This is a genomic window from Kibdelosporangium phytohabitans (genome assembly GCF_001302585.1).
Taxonomy (GTDB): Bacteria; Actinomycetota; Actinomycetes; order Mycobacteriales; family Pseudonocardiaceae; genus Kibdelosporangium; species Kibdelosporangium phytohabitans.
Window position 1 is genome coordinate 526927 of record NZ_CP012752.1, and the last position, 14734, is coordinate 541660.

General features: G+C 67.5%; 15 protein-coding genes. 13 read left to right on the forward strand and 2 right to left on the reverse strand.

The genetic code is table 11. From position 1 onward, the window contains the following. The first annotated feature begins 106 nt into the window (after positions 1 to 106). The 8 genes from AOZ06_RS57560 to AOZ06_RS02530 all read left to right on the forward strand — a co-directional run bounded on the left by AOZ06_RS57560 (position 107) and on the right by AOZ06_RS02530 (position 8816). A complete protein-coding gene (locus AOZ06_RS57560) occupies positions 107 to 682 on the forward strand; it encodes a Crp/Fnr family transcriptional regulator (protein ID WP_054287914.1) in 576 nt (191 codons plus the stop codon). A gap of 154 nt (positions 683 to 836) precedes the next feature. Continuing rightward, positions 837 to 1571 carry a hypothetical protein gene (locus AOZ06_RS02500; RefSeq protein ID WP_054287915.1) on the forward strand — a complete coding sequence of 245 codons (735 nt, stop codon included), beginning with the start codon at positions 837 to 839 and terminating at the stop codon, positions 1569 to 1571. 58 nt (positions 1572 to 1629) lie between these two features. After that, positions 1630 to 2658, forward strand: coding sequence for an L-glyceraldehyde 3-phosphate reductase (mgrA, locus tag AOZ06_RS02505; protein WP_179950803.1), 1029 nt, complete (start codon positions 1630 to 1632; stop codon positions 2656 to 2658). Positions 2659 to 2822: 164 nt separating this feature from the next. After that, entirely contained in the window at positions 2823 to 3356 is a 534-nt protein-coding gene (gene ectA / locus AOZ06_RS02510; protein ID WP_054287917.1) for a diaminobutyrate acetyltransferase, read from the forward strand. Next, the gene (gene ectB / locus AOZ06_RS02515; protein ID WP_054287918.1) at positions 3353 to 4606 is read left to right on the forward strand and encodes a diaminobutyrate--2-oxoglutarate transaminase; all 1254 of its coding nucleotides are present in this window, start codon (positions 3353 to 3355) and stop codon (positions 4604 to 4606) included. Before ectA ends, ectB begins: the two co-directional genes overlap by 4 nt. Beyond that, the gene (locus AOZ06_RS02520) at positions 4603 to 4998 is read left to right on the forward strand and encodes an ectoine synthase (protein WP_054287919.1); all 396 of its coding nucleotides are present in this window, start codon (positions 4603 to 4605) and stop codon (positions 4996 to 4998) included. The genes ectB and AOZ06_RS02520 overlap by 4 nt, the downstream gene beginning before the upstream one ends. Further along, positions 4995 to 5906: an ectoine hydroxylase gene (gene thpD, locus AOZ06_RS02525; protein WP_054287920.1), complete on the forward strand. Its 912-nt coding sequence runs from the start codon at positions 4995 to 4997 to the stop codon at positions 5904 to 5906. The genes AOZ06_RS02520 and thpD overlap by 4 nt, the downstream gene beginning before the upstream one ends. A gap of 273 nt (positions 5907 to 6179) precedes the next feature. Then, a complete protein-coding gene (locus AOZ06_RS02530; protein WP_054287921.1) occupies positions 6180 to 8816 on the forward strand; it encodes an AfsR/SARP family transcriptional regulator in 2637 nt (878 codons plus the stop codon). 95 nt (positions 8817 to 8911) lie between these two features. Here the strand turns inward: AOZ06_RS02530 and AOZ06_RS02535 are convergent, their stop codons facing one another. Beyond that, the gene (locus AOZ06_RS02535) at positions 8912 to 9697 is read right to left on the reverse strand and encodes an SGNH/GDSL hydrolase family protein (protein WP_054287922.1); all 786 of its coding nucleotides are present in this window, start codon (positions 9695 to 9697) and stop codon (positions 8912 to 8914) included. Between the two features lie 211 nt (positions 9698 to 9908). Between AOZ06_RS02535 and AOZ06_RS02540 the strand changes: the two genes are divergently transcribed. The 5 genes from AOZ06_RS02540 (at position 9909) to AOZ06_RS02560 (ending at position 13755) form a co-directional block, all read left to right on the forward strand. Next, complete coding sequence (locus tag AOZ06_RS02540; protein WP_054287923.1) at positions 9909 to 10385, forward strand: hypothetical protein; 477 nt, start codon at positions 9909 to 9911, stop codon at positions 10383 to 10385. Positions 10386 to 10390: 5 nt separating this feature from the next. After that, positions 10391 to 10936, forward strand: a complete 546-nt coding sequence (locus AOZ06_RS02545; RefSeq protein WP_225954235.1) for a DUF3558 domain-containing protein — start codon at positions 10391 to 10393, stop codon at positions 10934 to 10936. A 123-nt stretch (positions 10937 to 11059) separates the two neighbouring features. Next, positions 11060 to 12277 (forward strand): PPE domain-containing protein, encoded by a 1218-nt coding sequence (locus AOZ06_RS02550; RefSeq protein WP_054287925.1) that lies wholly within the window; start codon positions 11060 to 11062, stop codon positions 12275 to 12277. Beyond that, positions 12274 to 13017 (forward strand): ESX secretion-associated protein EspG, encoded by a 744-nt coding sequence (locus tag AOZ06_RS02555; RefSeq protein WP_054287926.1) that lies wholly within the window; start codon positions 12274 to 12276, stop codon positions 13015 to 13017. Before AOZ06_RS02550 ends, AOZ06_RS02555 begins: the two co-directional genes overlap by 4 nt. A gap of 24 nt (positions 13018 to 13041) precedes the next feature. Further along, positions 13042 to 13755: a DUF3159 domain-containing protein gene (locus tag AOZ06_RS02560; RefSeq protein WP_083471465.1), complete on the forward strand. Its 714-nt coding sequence runs from the start codon at positions 13042 to 13044 to the stop codon at positions 13753 to 13755. Here AOZ06_RS02560 and AOZ06_RS02565 read toward each other — a convergent pair. After that, positions 13656 to 14609: an N-acetylglucosamine kinase gene (locus AOZ06_RS02565; RefSeq protein WP_054287927.1), complete on the reverse strand. Its 954-nt coding sequence runs from the start codon at positions 14607 to 14609 to the stop codon at positions 13656 to 13658. The genes AOZ06_RS02560 and AOZ06_RS02565 overlap by 100 nt on opposite strands. Positions 14610 to 14734: the final 125 nt, after the last annotated feature.

The following is a 14734-nucleotide window of genomic DNA, read 5'->3' on the forward strand; positions in this document are numbered from 1 at the left end:
CGGTGGGGCACTGCCGTACCCACAGGCCAGCCTGCTCGGGCGGCTGACGGAACGGACGAGAGAGGATTTCCTCGCGGTTGGCGTTTCGGAAAGCAGACCAGCCGGTGTGACAATCATCAACCAGGGCGAGGCCGATTCTTCGGCACTGCTGTTGCTGCACGGATCGGTGAAGGTGCAGGCCACGGACCCGGCGGGGGAGCGCGCACTGCTCGCGATCAGGGTCGGCGGTGATCTCGTCGGCGAGATGGCCGCACTGGATGTGGGGCCGAGATCGGCGACCGTGATCGCCTGTACCGACATTTTCTACAAGCGGATGACGAAGGCCGAGTTGCGCAACTTCCTCGCCCGGCGGCCGGACGCCGCCATCGAGGTCGCCACGATGTTGAGCGAACGGTTGCGGTGGGCCGATCGCCGGAGAATCGAGCACGGCCGCCCGGCGAACGTGCGAGTCGCACGCGTTCTCGTCGATCTTTACGAGGCATATGGCACGAGAGCGGCCGGTCATTGGGATCTGACCGTTCCATTGACGCGGGAAGAGCTCGCGTCGATCGCCGGTATCAAACTGTCGACCGCCGAGAAGATAATTCGGACATTTCAGCAGGAGGGCCTGGTCAGTGGACGCTACCGCGGCATCGCTGTCCTTGATATGCCCCGTTTGCGACTCCGCGCCGAAATAGTGTGACCCCTGTACTGTTAAAAAGTTGGCCCAAATGGACTTGGTTGCGTGGTTGAATGCCGCCGAACCCGTACCAGTGCTGCTTTCATCCGGACGACCTACTGCATGCTTACGCAGAGCACCTCCATCCCTCGGATCCGTCCTCGAAGGGTCTATTTGTATGGCAGATACCGGCTTCCGGCGGTCGCTCTACGTCGGAGTTGATATTCGTGGGTACGGCGCCGCGCCGGAACAGCGCCAGCAGAAATGGCAGGAGATCCTGCTGCGGTCGCTCGACCGCGCCGCCGCCGCCATGGGGCTCGACCGGGCCCGGTGGGCCCGTCAGCAGCAAGGCGACGCGGAACTCGCCATCCTTCCCCACGACGAACCCGAACCGATGATCGTCGACGGGTTCACCCGGCGGCTGGAGGCCGAACTGCGCCAGCACAACGAGGATGTGCTGCCGTGGGCGCGGCTGCGACTGCGGATGGCCGTGCACCACGGCGTGGTTGTCAACGGCCCCAACGGATACCCGTGCCGGGACGCGGTGGTGGTGAGCAGGTTGCTCGACTCGAAACCGCTGCGGGGAGTGATGGCGCAGTGGCCCGAGGCCAATCTCGCGGTGATGCTGTCGGAACTGGTCTACCGCTCGGTGGTCGAGGCGGGGCACACGTCGCTGCGCACCGACCAGTTCCGCAGGCTCGCCGTGCGGGAGAAGGAGTTCAAGGGGTACGGGTGGTTGTGGCTGCCCGGGTGCTCGGACTCGATCGACATGTACGCGCGTCCGATCGTGCCGAGGTGGGACTCCGGCGGAGTGCAAGCGCGGCCGTACGTGGTCCGTGCCGATGAGGTGTCCGAAGTTGTCGTCCGAGGGCGGCACAGGGCCACGGCGCAGCGCGGGTACATCGGCGGGTGAAGTCGGGGTGGCCCACAGGCCACCTCGCCTTCGTCGGTTTTGACCTACGATCTCGACCGTGGTGTACCAAGCCGACGAGCGGCGATACGACAAAGCGGAATTCCGGCGCAGCGGGCGCAGCGGTCTCAAACTGCCCTTGATCTCACTGGGCCTGTGGCAGAACTTCGGCGGCGCCCGCCCGTACGAGCTGGGCAGGCAGATCGCCAGGCGCGCCTTCGACCTCGGCGTGACCCACTTCGACCTGGCCAACAACTACGGCCCGCCGTACGGCTCGGCCGAGGAGAACTTCGGCCGGATCCTGCGCGACGACCTGCGGCCCTACCGCGACGAACTGCTGATCTCGACCAAGGCCGGCTACGACATGTGGCCGGGACCGTACGGCGACCTCGGCTCGCGCAAGTACCTGCTCGCTTCGCTCGACCAGTCGCTCGGCCGGATGGGCCTCGACTACGTCGACATCTTCTACTCGCACCGGTTCGACCCGGACACGCCGCTGGACGAGACGATCGGCGCGCTGGTCAGCGCGGTGCAGCAGGGCAAGGCGCTGTACGTCGGCATCTCCTCCTACTCGCCTGCCAAGACCAAGGAAGCCGCCGAACTGCTCAAGCAGGCCAGCGTGCCGCTGCTGATCCACCAGCCGTCGTACTCCCTGCTCAACCGCTGGATCGAGCCGGAGCTGCTGGACACCCTCGACGAGGCCGGCGCGGGCTGCATCGCGTTCTCCCCGCTCGGCCAGGGGTTGTTGACCGACAAGTACCTCAACGGGGTGCCGGAGGGATCGCGCGCCACGCAGCAGGGTTCGTTGCACCAGGAGCACCTCTCGGAGGAGAATCTCGACCGCGTCCGCGGCTTGAACGGGATCGCTCAGCGGCGCGGGCAGAAGCTCTCGCAGCTGGCGCTGGCCTGGGTGCTGCGTGACCCGAGGGTCACCTCGGCGCTGATCGGCGTGAGCTCGGTCGAGCAGCTGGAGGAGAACCTCGCCGCGCTGGACTCGGCGCCGTTCACGGCGGACGAGCTGGCCGAGATCGACAAGTTCGCCGTCGAGTCGGGACTCGACTTGTGGCGGCCGTCACGTGTAGCGGGCTGACGTTCCGGCAACGCGCGTGCGCGCGAACGCTATGCAGGCGCGCACGCGCTGATCAACTCTCTGTCTTGATCGACACAGGGCTTTTCGCGTTCCCCCAGGTGCAGGCACCCGAACCGGATCCGGCTGGCTGACCGGGCGAAACAGCTCTGTTACGTTCCTCTGGCATGTCCGGAAAAACCTTCGGCCAGGCGGTAGTCGATGTCCCGTCCACATCGGACGGTGCGGGAATGTGGCGGCTGGCGCGGGATTCGCGCTCGCTCGACCTGAACTCTTCGTACTCCTACTTGCTGTGGTGCAGAGATTTCGCCGGTACCTCCGCGGTCATCCGCGTCGATGACGAGGTGATCGGCTTCGTCACCGGGTATCTGCGCCCCAATCAGCCCGACACACTGGTCATTTGGCAGATCGCGATCGCCGAGGCGCACCGCGGCAGAGGATTCGCGGCGACCCTGCTCGACAACCTGGTGCGCCGCACCGGCGCGAGACACCTCGAGGCAACGGTCACTTCGGACAACGACGCGTCCATCGCGATGTTCCGGGCACTCGCCACGCGCTGGGGCACCGGCCTCACCGGCAACCAGCTGTTCAGCGCCGAACAGTTCCCCGACGACCACGCGCCCGAGTTCCTCTTCCGGATCGGTCCGTTCCTGTCCGGCAGCGCGCCGTCCCAGACCCCTCGAACACGCGGAGAACTGTGAACATCTTCGAGACACTCGAATCAGAGGTACGCAGCTACTGCCGTGGCTGGCCGACCACCTTCGACAAGGCCGTCGGCAGCGTGCTGTACGACGAGTCCGGGAAGGGGTACCTGGACTTCTTCGCCGGTGCGGGCGCACTCAACTACGGCCACAACAACCCGCAGCTGAAGCGGGCCGTGATCGACTACATGCTCGCCGACGGCGTCACGCACTCGCTCGACATGAACACCAGGGCAAAGCGCGACCTGCTCGAGTCCATTCAGGACATCGTGCTCAAGCCGCGCGAGCTCGACTACAAGGTGATGTTCCCCGGCCCGGCCGGTGCCAACGCCGTCGAGGCGGCGCTGAAGCTGGCGCGCAAGGTGACCGGCCGCGAATCGATCATCAACTTCACCAACGCCTTCCACGGCATGACGCTCGGCGCGTTGTCCGTGACGGGCAACTCGATGAAACGCGGCGGCGCGGGAATCCCGCTCGTGCACGCCACGCCCATGCCGTACGACAACTACTTCGACGGCCAGACCCCGGACTTCCTCTTCTTCGAGAAGCTGCTCGAAGACAGCGGCAGCGGGCTGAACGAACCGGCGGCGGTGATCGTCGAAACCGTCCAGGGCGAGGGCGGTATCAACGCCGCGCGCGTCGAGTGGCTGCGGGGCTTGGCCGAGCTGTGCCAGCGGCACGGCATCCTGCTGATCGTCGACGACGTCCAGATGGGCTGCGGCCGCACCGGGCCGTTCTTCAGCTTCGAGCTCGCCGGGATCCGGCCCGACATCGTCTGCCTGTCGAAATCCATTGGCGGGTACGGACTCCCGCTCGCGCTGACGTTGTTCAAGCCGGAGCTGGACGTGTGGGAGCCCGGCGAGCACAACGGGACCTTCCGCGGCGTCAACCCGGCCTTCGTCGCCGCGACCGAGGCGCTGAAGGTCTACTGGCAGGACGACAAGCTGGAGAAGAGCACCCTGGCCAAGGGCGAGCAGGTCGGCCGCGCGCTGACCGGGCTCGTCGAGTCCTATTCGGACAAGGTGCCGATGCGCGCGAAGGGCCGCGGCCTGGCAAGGGGCCTGCAGTTCGAGGACCCGGCGTTCGCCGACCGCGTGTGCCAGGCGGCCTTCGAACGCGGTCTGCTGATGGAGACCTCGGGCCCGGACGGCGAGGTCGTCAAGCTGATGCCGCCGCTGACCATCACCGACGACGAGCTGGAGCAGGGCCTCGCCGTCGTCGCGCAGTCCGTGAAGGGAGCACTGGCGTGATCGTCCGCACGACGCACGAGGTCACCGACACCGACCGGGACGTGCAGACCCCGAACTGGCGCAGCAAGAGAATCATCCTCGCGGGCGAGCAGGTCGGCTTCTCCGTGCACGAGACAACGCTGTACGCGGGAACTGTCAACGACTTCTGGTACGCCAACCACGTCGAGGCCGTCTTCGTCGTCGAAGGTGAAGGTGAGCTGGAGGACAAGGAGACCGGCGAGGTCCACTCCCTCGCGCCCGGCTCGCTGTACCTGCTCAACGGCCACGAACGCCACCAACTGCGGCCACGCACGCTGATGCGCACGGTCTGCGTGTTCAACCCGCCCGTGACCGGCCGCGAAGTCCATGACGACGACGGTGTCTATCCCCTGATCGTGGAAGGAGCGCAATGACTCTGACCAGCACTCGAGAAGTTGACCGGTACCCCACCCGGGTGATCGGCGAGCCTGGCCTGATCGACCGGACCGACCCGACGGTGTGGACGGACAGGCAAGGCCCGGTCGACACCGCGACGCTCGCGTCACACGAGGCCAAGGGCTACTCGATCGACGAAGCCGTGCTCAGCAAACACGAGGTCCAGACGTACTGGCAGGAGCTCGTACGGCTGACGGGCGAGCCGGGGCTGCGCGGCGACGAGCGCACGGTCATCGAGAAGGAGTCGCAGGAGATCCGCTCGATCTTCGAGGTGCACAGGATCAGCCCGCTGATCGCCGAACTGATCAGGGACCCGCGCATCCTCGACCGGGCCCGGCAGCTGCTCGGCTCCGAGGTCTACGTGCACCAGAGCCGGGTCAACTTCATGCCCGGCTTCAAGGGCAAGGGGTTCTACTGGCACTCGGACTTCGAGACCTGGCACGCCGAGGACGGCATGCCCGCACCCCGCGCGGTCAGCATGTCGCTGGCGCTGACCGACAACTACCCGTTCAACGGCGGCCTGATGGTCATGCCGGGCTCGCACCGGACGTTCGTGCCGTGCATCGGCGAGACGCCGGCCAACCACTACCGGGAGTCGTTGAAGGAGCAGGAGATCGGCGTCCCCAGCCGGGAGAACATCACCCGGCTGGCCGCCAAGCACGGCATCGACCAGTTCACCGGCGAGGCCGGATCGGCGCTCTGGTTCGACGCCAACATCATGCACGGGTCGGGGAACAACATCACGCCGTTCCCCCGGTCGAACATTTTCGTGGTGTTCAACAGCGTCGAGAACACCTTGCAGGAGCCGTACGCGGCGCCGGCGCCGCGGCCGACCTTCATCGCGGCACGCGATTTCACCCCATTGGCACGGTCGACCCGGGTGTGATGGATCACATGCGCTCTGTTACCTTGTTCGCGTACGGATCTCGCTCAGCCGGATGACGGTCACGAGTGAGCCGGTCCCCCACTCGGGGTGGGGTCGGCGAAACACGTGATCAGGCCGTGTGAGTGTGGCCCCTTGCCAACCGGATCGGGACCGGGCGGCAAGGGGCCGACTTGTGTATGGACCTTCCGGTCGAATATTGAGTAAACCTTTACTTAACCCCCCTGTGACGACTTACCTTGGTCACGGATAGTCAGGAACCCGGGGGAGGGTGACGTGAGTACGGGGGAGACTGGCGAAGACGACCATGCCGTCATCCGGTTCGGCGTGCTCGGACCGGTGCAAGCGGTGGTCAACGGCGAACCGGTGGCGCTCGGCGGCCCGGGAGTGCGCGGCCTGCTGGCAATGCTTCTGTTACGCCCCAACGAAGTTGTTCCAGTCGAGGACATCCTCGACGGTCTGTGGGGCGAGGACCCGCCACTGACCGCGCGGACCATCGTGCAGAACTACGTCTCGCGGCTGCGCAGACAGCTGCGACTGGTCGATCCCACCGGATCGGTCTGGATCGACACGCAGTTGCCCGGGTACCAGCTGATCGTCGACGGGGACCTGATCGACGTCACCCGTGCCACCCGGCTGCTCAACCGCGCGAGACACGAACACCCGGTCCGCCGCGCGGAAATGCTGCGCGAGGCGCTCGGGTTGTGGCGTGGCCCGGTGCTCGCCGACGTGTCGCCGCGGATCAGCGCGCCGGAACTGGACGACCTGCGGTTCGCCGTCCTGGAGGCGCGGGTCGAGGCGGACCTCGAACTCGGCAGGCACGCCGAGCTGATCGGCGAGCTGGCGACGCTCGCCGAGGCGTACCCGTTCCGGGAACAGATGATCGCGCATCTACTGCTGGCGTTGTACCGCACCGGCAGGCGCGCGGACGCTCTTGAGGCGTACCAACGGTTTGCCCGCCGCGCGGCGGAGGACCTCGGGATCGATCCAGGCCCGGCGCTGCGTGAACTGCACGAGCGCGTGCTCAACGACGACTCCACTTTGCTGCTGCCCGCGTCCGCACCGCTCGTGCCGCCGAAGGTCGGGGTGCTCGTGCCCGCGCAGCTGCCGCCGACGCCCGCCGGATTCCACGGCCGGGACGAGGAACTGGTGTGGCTCGACCAACTGCTCGCCGAGGACCACGGCGAGGCCACCCCGATCGGTGTGCTCAGCGGGCCCGCGGGGATCGGCAAGACCGCACTGGCCACGCTGTGGGGCCGGATGGTCGGGCACGAGTTCCCCGACGGCCAGCTCTTCGCCGGGCTGCGCGGCTTCCACGCCACACACGGGCCGCTGGAGCCCGGTGACGTCCTGACGCAGTTCCTGCTGACGCTCGGAGTCCCGGCCAACGAGGTCCCCGCCGACACCGACGACCGCGCGGCGCTCTACCGTTCGCTGCTCGCGCACCGGCGCGTGCTCGTGCTGCTCGACGACGCGCGGGATTCCGCGCAGGTCCGGTTGTTGCTGCCGGGCGGGTCGCGTGCGCTCGTGTTGATCACCAGCCGGGTCCGCCTGGAAGGGATGGTCGCCCGCAGCGGGGCCCGATTGCTCGACCTGCCACCGCTTCCGGCCGCCGACTCGATCCGGGTCATCGACTCGATCGTCGGACCAGGCCGAATGGACAGGTCCAGGCTCGAGCGCCTCGCCGCACCGGCCTGTGGCCTGCCGCTCGCGCTGCGCGTCGTCGGTGCCCGTCTCGCCGCGCGCCAGGACTGGATCGCCGACGAGCTGATCGCCGAACTCGGTGACGAAAGCACCCGCCTGGCCGCGCTGGCGGCCGAGCACGCCGACACGAGCGTGCGTGCCGCGTTCGACCTGACGTATCGCCGTCTCGCCGAGCCCGACGCCTACCGCTTGCTCGGGCTGGTGCCCGGCTCGTCGGTGAGCCCGGCCGCGATGGCCGCGCTGCAGTCGGTGGACGTGACCGCGGCCCGGCGGGGGCTGCGTGAGCTGGCCGACGCCTTCCTCGTGTCGGAGACCAGCCGGGACGTGTTCGTCATGCACGAGCTCGTTCGATTACACGCCAAGGAACTCGCGCCCGCCGGGGAGGAGCGCGCGGCTGCTCTCGACCGGCTTGTCACGTACTACGTCAACGCCGCCGACGCCGCCCGGCGGTTGCTCGGGCCGGTCGCGTACCCATCGGGAAAAGCGGACAACTCGGACATCGGGACGGTTGTCCAGGCGGTGCGGTGGTTCGAGCGGGAGTGGGCCAACCTGGTGGCCGTGCTGGACGTCGCGGCCGCGGGCGACGTGTGGCGACTCGCCCGCATGGCCCACGACTTCCGGGTGGTGCGCCCGCTGTGGCAGCCGTGGCACCAGATCGTCCACAAAGGATTGTCCAGTGCGGTTGACGCCGGTGACCTCGAAGGCGAGGCGTGGTCGCGGCACAGCCTGTGCGTCCTGCACGCGCAGTTCGGCCGCGCGGCGGAAACCCTTGCCGACGCCACGCGAATCGTGGAGCTCGCGGCGGAGCTCGGCGATCCCCGGCTGGCGGTGCTCGGTGAGGAAGCGCTCGCATCCGCCCACTTCGGACTCAAGAAGTACCCCGAAGCCGTTGCGGGATACGAGAAAGCGGTCGAACTGCACCGAGATTCCGGAGAACCCGGACTCGCGGTGTTCGCAGTCGGCCAACTAGCCTTGGTGCACGCGGAAATGGGCGACGAACAAGCCGCGGAACGCCACGCCCGGACCGCCGTCTCGCTCTCCGGCACGGTGTTCGCCGAGGCGGTCAGCCGCGAGATCCTCGGCTCCGTGCTTTCGCTGCGACACGGCGAAACTGCTGCACGGCAACAATGGGAGCGGTCCGCCGAACTGTACGCGCAGGTCAACTCGACCAAGGCGGAAGAAATGCGGGATTTGATCGACGGCGTTTAGCGCACGGTTAGTGACGTTGTTCGCCGAACTGGCAGGCTACCCGCGGCGCCACCGGGGGCGGCCGGCACGCCGAGGGGGAGTGCCGGCCGGGCTGCTCAACTCTTCTGGCAGTCGGACATGTCCCCGAGCGGTAGCAGCTCGGGGCGCTTCGGCGTCACACCGTCCCCCGTGGACTCGCCGCGCAGCTGCCGCTTGACCCAGGGAACAAGGTGCACACGCGTCCAGTCCAGATCAGCCTTGCGCAGCTTGAGCCAGGACGCGCTGTGCTCCTGCGGCGGCCACGGCTCACGCCAGTCGGCGTCGGTGGGGATGCCGAGCACCTCGGCCGTCCGCAACGCGATCCGCCGGTGCCCCTCCGGCGAGAAGTGCAGCCGGTCGTCACTCCACGCCCGCGCGTCCCCGAGCACGTGCATGGCCCACAGGTCGACGATCATCGCCCCGTGCCGGTCCGCGATCGCGTGCAGGTGCTCGTTGTAGATCGCCACCTTCGCCCGGACCCGCCGCACCATCGGCATCGCCTTGGGATCGGGACCGGCGAAGATCAGCACGTCGATCCCGGCCGCCCGCATATCCACAATGGCCTGCTCGATCCGCGCGGCCAGCTCGTCGGCGTCACTGCCCGGCACGATCAGGTCGTTGCCGCCCGCACAGAAAGTGACGAGCTCGGCGTTGGCCGCGATGGCCAGCGGTACCTGCTCGTTGATGATCTCGTCCATCATCTTGCCGCGAACCGCGAGGTTGGCGTACCGGAAGCCCGGATCCCGCTCACCCATCAGTTCGGCCAGGCGGTCCGCCCAGCCCCGAAAGCCCCCGTCTTCGTCGCCGTCGTTCAGTCCTTCGGTGAAACTGTCCCCGACTGCGATCCAGCTGCCCCAACCCACGCCATCCCTCCCGAAGGCCGTTGTAACCCGCAACTAACGGTCAGGATGCCTAATGGACACCAACCTACGCCACCGTCGGTTGCGAAAAGCAACATTGTAGTCACACAATGTATAAGGTCACTGTCCCATCACGACTCCATGTGCATGTGGGAACCGATCACGCGATTCTCGCATCACAGTTACCATGCGGGGTTGGAGAAGGTACGCCTAAATGGGGGACACGATGCCGGACGGTTCGCAGCAACCGGTCGATCCGCGCTCGCAGCGTGCGAGCGAGAAGATGGACGACTGGAACGCCCAGCACCCAGACGGGGGTGGTGGCTGGCTGGGCGGGATCTTCAGCACTGTGAACGACATGATGGCCGCGGCCAACGCGGGCGCGTTCGCGATCTCACCGGACGTGGCCAACGAAGTCGTGAAACAGCTCACCAAGATCCAGGACCAGGTCGCCGAGATGAAAATGACCGGTTTCACCGGATTTCAGCAGCAGCGTTTGGGTGGCGGATACGCCACGGATGTCGCCACCTTCAACATGCAGGTGAACCAGGAGGGGCCCGGCAAGCTCCTGGACCAGTTCAACGACCAGTTGATCCAGCTCAAAGCGGCGGTCAGTAGGAGCATCGACAACTACACCAGGTCGGACGGCGGCAACAGTAAACGTGTCGACGGCGCTGGAGGAGGACTGTGATCTTGATGGGCTCACGCGCCAAGCTAGGCCTGGTCGTGGCGGGATGCATGGCGTTGACTGTTCTGGCTGGTTGTTCCAAGGAAGAGCCGGGAACTCCCACCGCGTCCGTCGAGGAGACGCCTGATGGTACGACGCAGCGTCCGACGACCAAAGCGCCCAGTGAGACCGCGAGTGCCGACAAGATCGACCCTTGTTCGCTACTTCCCGACGCCGATGCGGCGAAGTTTGGGCTGGCCACCCCGGGTAAGGCCAGGACAGGCAACTTTGGGATACCGGAATGCAAGTGGACCGCCTCTGGGAAGTTCATCGTCGGTATCTCGTTTGCCAACAAAAAGCTGGCCGAGTTCACGGGCGACGCTGTCACGCTCCCGAAACGCAAAGCCGTTCAGACTGTTGACGGCGGTGGCTTCCGAGGGTGTTCGATCGTCCTGGAGCTGACTGACACCGTGAGCGCTTTCAACGTCGTGTCGTCGGTTGACAACGCGCCCGGGGCACAGATGTGCCCGCAGGCGCTCGAGATCGCCAAAGTGATGGATTCAAAGCTGCCGTAAGGGGTGGGTGACATGGGTGGTGGGGGACCTCAGGTACCACGTCCCAACCAGAACATCGCAGGTCAGAGTCATGCGTCCCTGAAGGGGTGGACCGACTCGGGTCAGGCTGCTGACGCTGAGGGAATGGCGCAGTCCTGGAAGGAAATGGGCCGGGGCTTCAACGAAGCTGCCGAAGGCCTGATGATCGCGGTCTTCGGGTCCGAGGAGGGCTGGAAGGGCCAGGCTGCGAACGCCATGCGTTCGCAGCTGAAGAAGGTGGCCGAGTGGAGCCGCAAGACCGGGGACGGCGTCAACAAGGCCAGTGACGCGTTCGTGCAGCAGGGTGAGGCAGTGGGGACTGCCAAGAACTCGATGCCTCCGCCGGTGGACTACAACCCGGAGAAGATGATCGTCGACGCCGCCAAGGGCGGCCTGATCGACTTGATCAAGCTGCCGGGGGCGATGCAGCAGCAGCACCAGGCTCAGCAGCAGGCCCACCAGGAGGCGATCCAGGTCGTCGCGCAGCGTGACGCCACGCTGGCCGCGGCTGCCGCGTCGATCCCGCCGTTCGAGCCGCCGCCGACCTTCGCCAGCGGTGAGATCAACAACCCGGGTCCTGGTGACCCGAAGATGCCGGGCAACGGTGGTTTCCAGCCGCGTCCGCCCGGCTCGGGCAGCCGGGGCGGTATCGGGGGCGCCCAGAACAACTTCCAGGGCGGCAACGGCGGGGGCAACAACGGCGGGGGCAACGGGGGCAACATCCCCGGCTTCAACGGCAACCCCAACGGCCCGAACAACAACACCGGCCCGAACAACAACACCGGGCAGAACAACTTCCCCGGCGGCAAAGTTCCGCCGCCGTCGATCAACACGGGCACTTCCGGTTACGTGCCGCCTCCGCCGCCGTCGAACACCAACTTCGGTAACGGCAACCAGCCGCCGTTCGGTGGTGGCGGTGGGCAGAACATCGGTGGTGGCTTCGGTGGTCCGATGGGTGGTGGTTTCGGGCCTGGTGGTGGATCCGGTGGTGGTGGGGCCGGTGGTATCGGTGGGTCGCGGGCCGGTGGTGGGTTCGGCCCCACCGGGTCCGGGGCTGGTCCTGGCGCTGGTTCCGCTGCTGGTTCGGCCCCGCCTGGGTCCGGTGCCGGTGGGCCGGGTGCTGGTGGCATGGGCGGCGCTGGTCGTGGTGGTGCGGCTGGTGCTCGTGGCGGCATGGGCGGCGGCGGTATGGGTGGCGGCGGCGCCCGCGGTGAGGGCGGCGACGACGAGGAGCACCAGCGTCCGTCGTACCTCGTCGAGCCGGATCCCGATGCCACGTTCGGTACTGACCAGATGACCGCGCCTCCGGTGATCGGCGGATGATCCGTGAACTTTCGCTGCCGGCCATCGACGCGTTGTGGGAGGACCTGAAGCTCGGGTCCATCCCCTTCCCGCTCGAGGTCCGGTCGCACGGCGAGACCATCGAGGAACGACTGCGGATCAAGGCCGCGGTGTACTCCGACCTGGAGACCCGCGGCCTTGCCCGGCGGCATCGTCCCGAGCCCGAGCTGGAGGACGCGCTCACCCTGCTCGCCCGGCCGGCGATCTGCATCGACGCCGTCGCCATGCTGGACATGCGGGACCGCAAGTCGCTCAAGGCCATGGTCGTGGCCACCGGGCGGCAGGCCATGCTGGTCATCCAGCGTGATCTCAAGATCAGCTTCACGCCGATCCGCGAGACCGCGCTCGCGTCGTCCATCGTGGAGGTGCTGCCGCAGGTGAAGCCGGGGCCGGGCCAGCCGATGACGCTGCCGGTCGAGATGCTCAGCGGCGGCAGCCACCGCAGGCCCGATCCGGAGCACCGGATGACGTTGCAGCGCCTGCAGGGCGTGATGCAGCGCCCGGTGCTGCGCGCCGGTCAGTTCGGCATCACGGTTCGCGACCGCCAGGGCCGGACCAACCGGCTGCCGGGGATCGGCTGGTTCGACACGGACGCCGGTCGCTTCATGAACATCGTCCGTTCGGCTCAGGGCGGTGAGGCGTGGCTCACGCTCACTCCCGCCGACGGCCCGAGGATGGCGCACCGGATCTCCGAAGAGCTGCTCCGTGCGCTACAAAATTAGGCATGCCTAAGGCAGGCTGGAGGGGTGAACAAGCGGGAGTCGCTCGGTGAGGTGCTCGGTGGGCGCCGTGGCGCGCTGGACGCGAGCGTTCCGCCGTTGGCCTTCGTCATCGGGTGGCTGGCGACGGGCCAGGACATCGGGATCGGCGCGGCAGCGGCCCTGGGTGCCAGTGTCCTCGTCGGCGCGTATCGCCTGATCAAGGGCGGCAGGATCACCAATCTCGTGGTGAGTGTCGCGCTGGTCGCCGCCGCGGCCCTGATCGCGCTGCACACCGGGCGGGCGGAGGACTTCTTCCTGCTCCGGCTGATGTCCAACGTGGCGAGTGCGCTGCTGTGGGCGGCGAGCATCGCGATCCGCTGGCCGCTGCTGGGCGTCGTCGTCGGCGTGGTCATCGGGCAGAAGACGGCGTGGCGCAAGGACCCGGACCTGCTCAAGGCCTATTCACGGGCGAGCTGGGTCTGGGTGCTGCTGCAGTACACGCTCCGGGTGATCGTCTGGGGCCTGCTGTGGTGGGCGGGCGAGGTCGTCGCGCTGAGCGTGGTCACGTTCGTGATGTCGTGGCCGTTGGTGGCGGCGACGGTCGCGGTGAGCGGACTGGTTGTGTTCCGCTCACTGCCCCAGGACCACCCGGGTCTGCGTCACCCGCGGACGAGCTCCGACGGCCGGGGCGCCGACGGGCCGAGCACGTCGACCGCGGCGAGCCAGACCGCGCCGGTCGCCCCTTCGGTCGAGAAGTAGATCGGCAGGTCGCCGAGCCGCTCGCGGAGCAGGACGCCGACGGGGCTCTCCGGTCCGGCCACGCTGCCGATCATCACGACCGGGCTGCGGTCGTCGTCGCCGGCGCGGGTGTCCGCGACCATTGCGGCGAGGACGTCGGCGGTCCGCGTGACGATGTCGGTGGCCACCGGGTCGCCTGCCACGTGTGCGGCGGACACGAACGGCGCGAACCGCGCGAGCCGGATCGGCTGCTCGGCGTTGGCGGCGGTGATCAGCTGGGACCAGAGCTTCTGGTGGTTGCCGACAGTGGTCCCGAGGGCTTCGGTGAGCACGGCCTTGGCCAGCTCGCCCGTGGGTACGTGCGTCTCCAGCAGTTTCAGCACGGTGCGGACGGCTTCGCGGCCCATCCAGTACGCGGAGCCCTCGTCGCCGAGCAGCCAGCCGATGCCGCCGACGATCCGGGCGGCGCGGTGGTTTTCGATCCGCGACGCGATCGAGCCGGTGCCCGCCACGAGGATCGTGCCGGACGGCTCGGCGGTCATCGACGCGAACGCGGCCTCCTGGTCGGTGATCACCCGCACTTCGCAGCCGAGCCCGAGTTCGCGCCAGGTGTCGTGGAACACCTTGCTCACGGCCGGGTCGCTGAGCTTGGACGAGCCGGCCATGCCGACGACGCAGGCCTTGCAGTCCGCCGGGTCGAGGTCGCGGATGGCGAGTGCGATCGCCTCGGCGATCCGGGCCGCGGCGACGTCGTACGGATGGGAGTTGGGGTTCGCACCGCCGGAGGCACCCCGGCCCAACCGGAAGCCCTCCAGATCCACGGCCAGTGCCCTGCTGCCGGTGCCGCCTGCGTCCACGCCGACCACGTAGCTCACTGCTGCTCCATTCGGAGTAGTATCCACACTGCCCGCTTCGTCTTACCCCCTCGGCGAAGCGGGTTTCTCACGTTTAGGCTCGGAATCTCGTCAATTATTAACTAGACTCGATGGACTGTTCGCCG

Coding starts and splice junctions, on each gene's coding strand:
- AOZ06_RS02500 (WP_054287915.1), top strand. CDS start 837: ATGGCAGATACCGGCTTCCGGCGGTCGCTCTACGTCGGAGTTGATATT.
- ectA (WP_054287917.1), top strand. CDS start 2,823: ATGTCCGGAAAAACCTTCGGCCAGGCGGTAGTCGATGTCCCGTCCACA.
- thpD (WP_054287920.1), top strand. CDS start 4,995: ATGACTCTGACCAGCACTCGAGAAGTTGACCGGTACCCCACCCGGGTG.
- AOZ06_RS02540 (WP_054287923.1), top strand. CDS start 9,909: ATGGGGGACACGATGCCGGACGGTTCGCAGCAACCGGTCGATCCGCGC.
- AOZ06_RS02545 (WP_225954235.1), top strand. CDS start 10,391: ATGGGCTCACGCGCCAAGCTAGGCCTGGTCGTGGCGGGATGCATGGCG.
- AOZ06_RS02550 (WP_054287925.1), top strand. CDS start 11,060: ATGGCGCAGTCCTGGAAGGAAATGGGCCGGGGCTTCAACGAAGCTGCC.
- AOZ06_RS02555 (WP_054287926.1), top strand. CDS start 12,274: ATGATCCGTGAACTTTCGCTGCCGGCCATCGACGCGTTGTGGGAGGAC.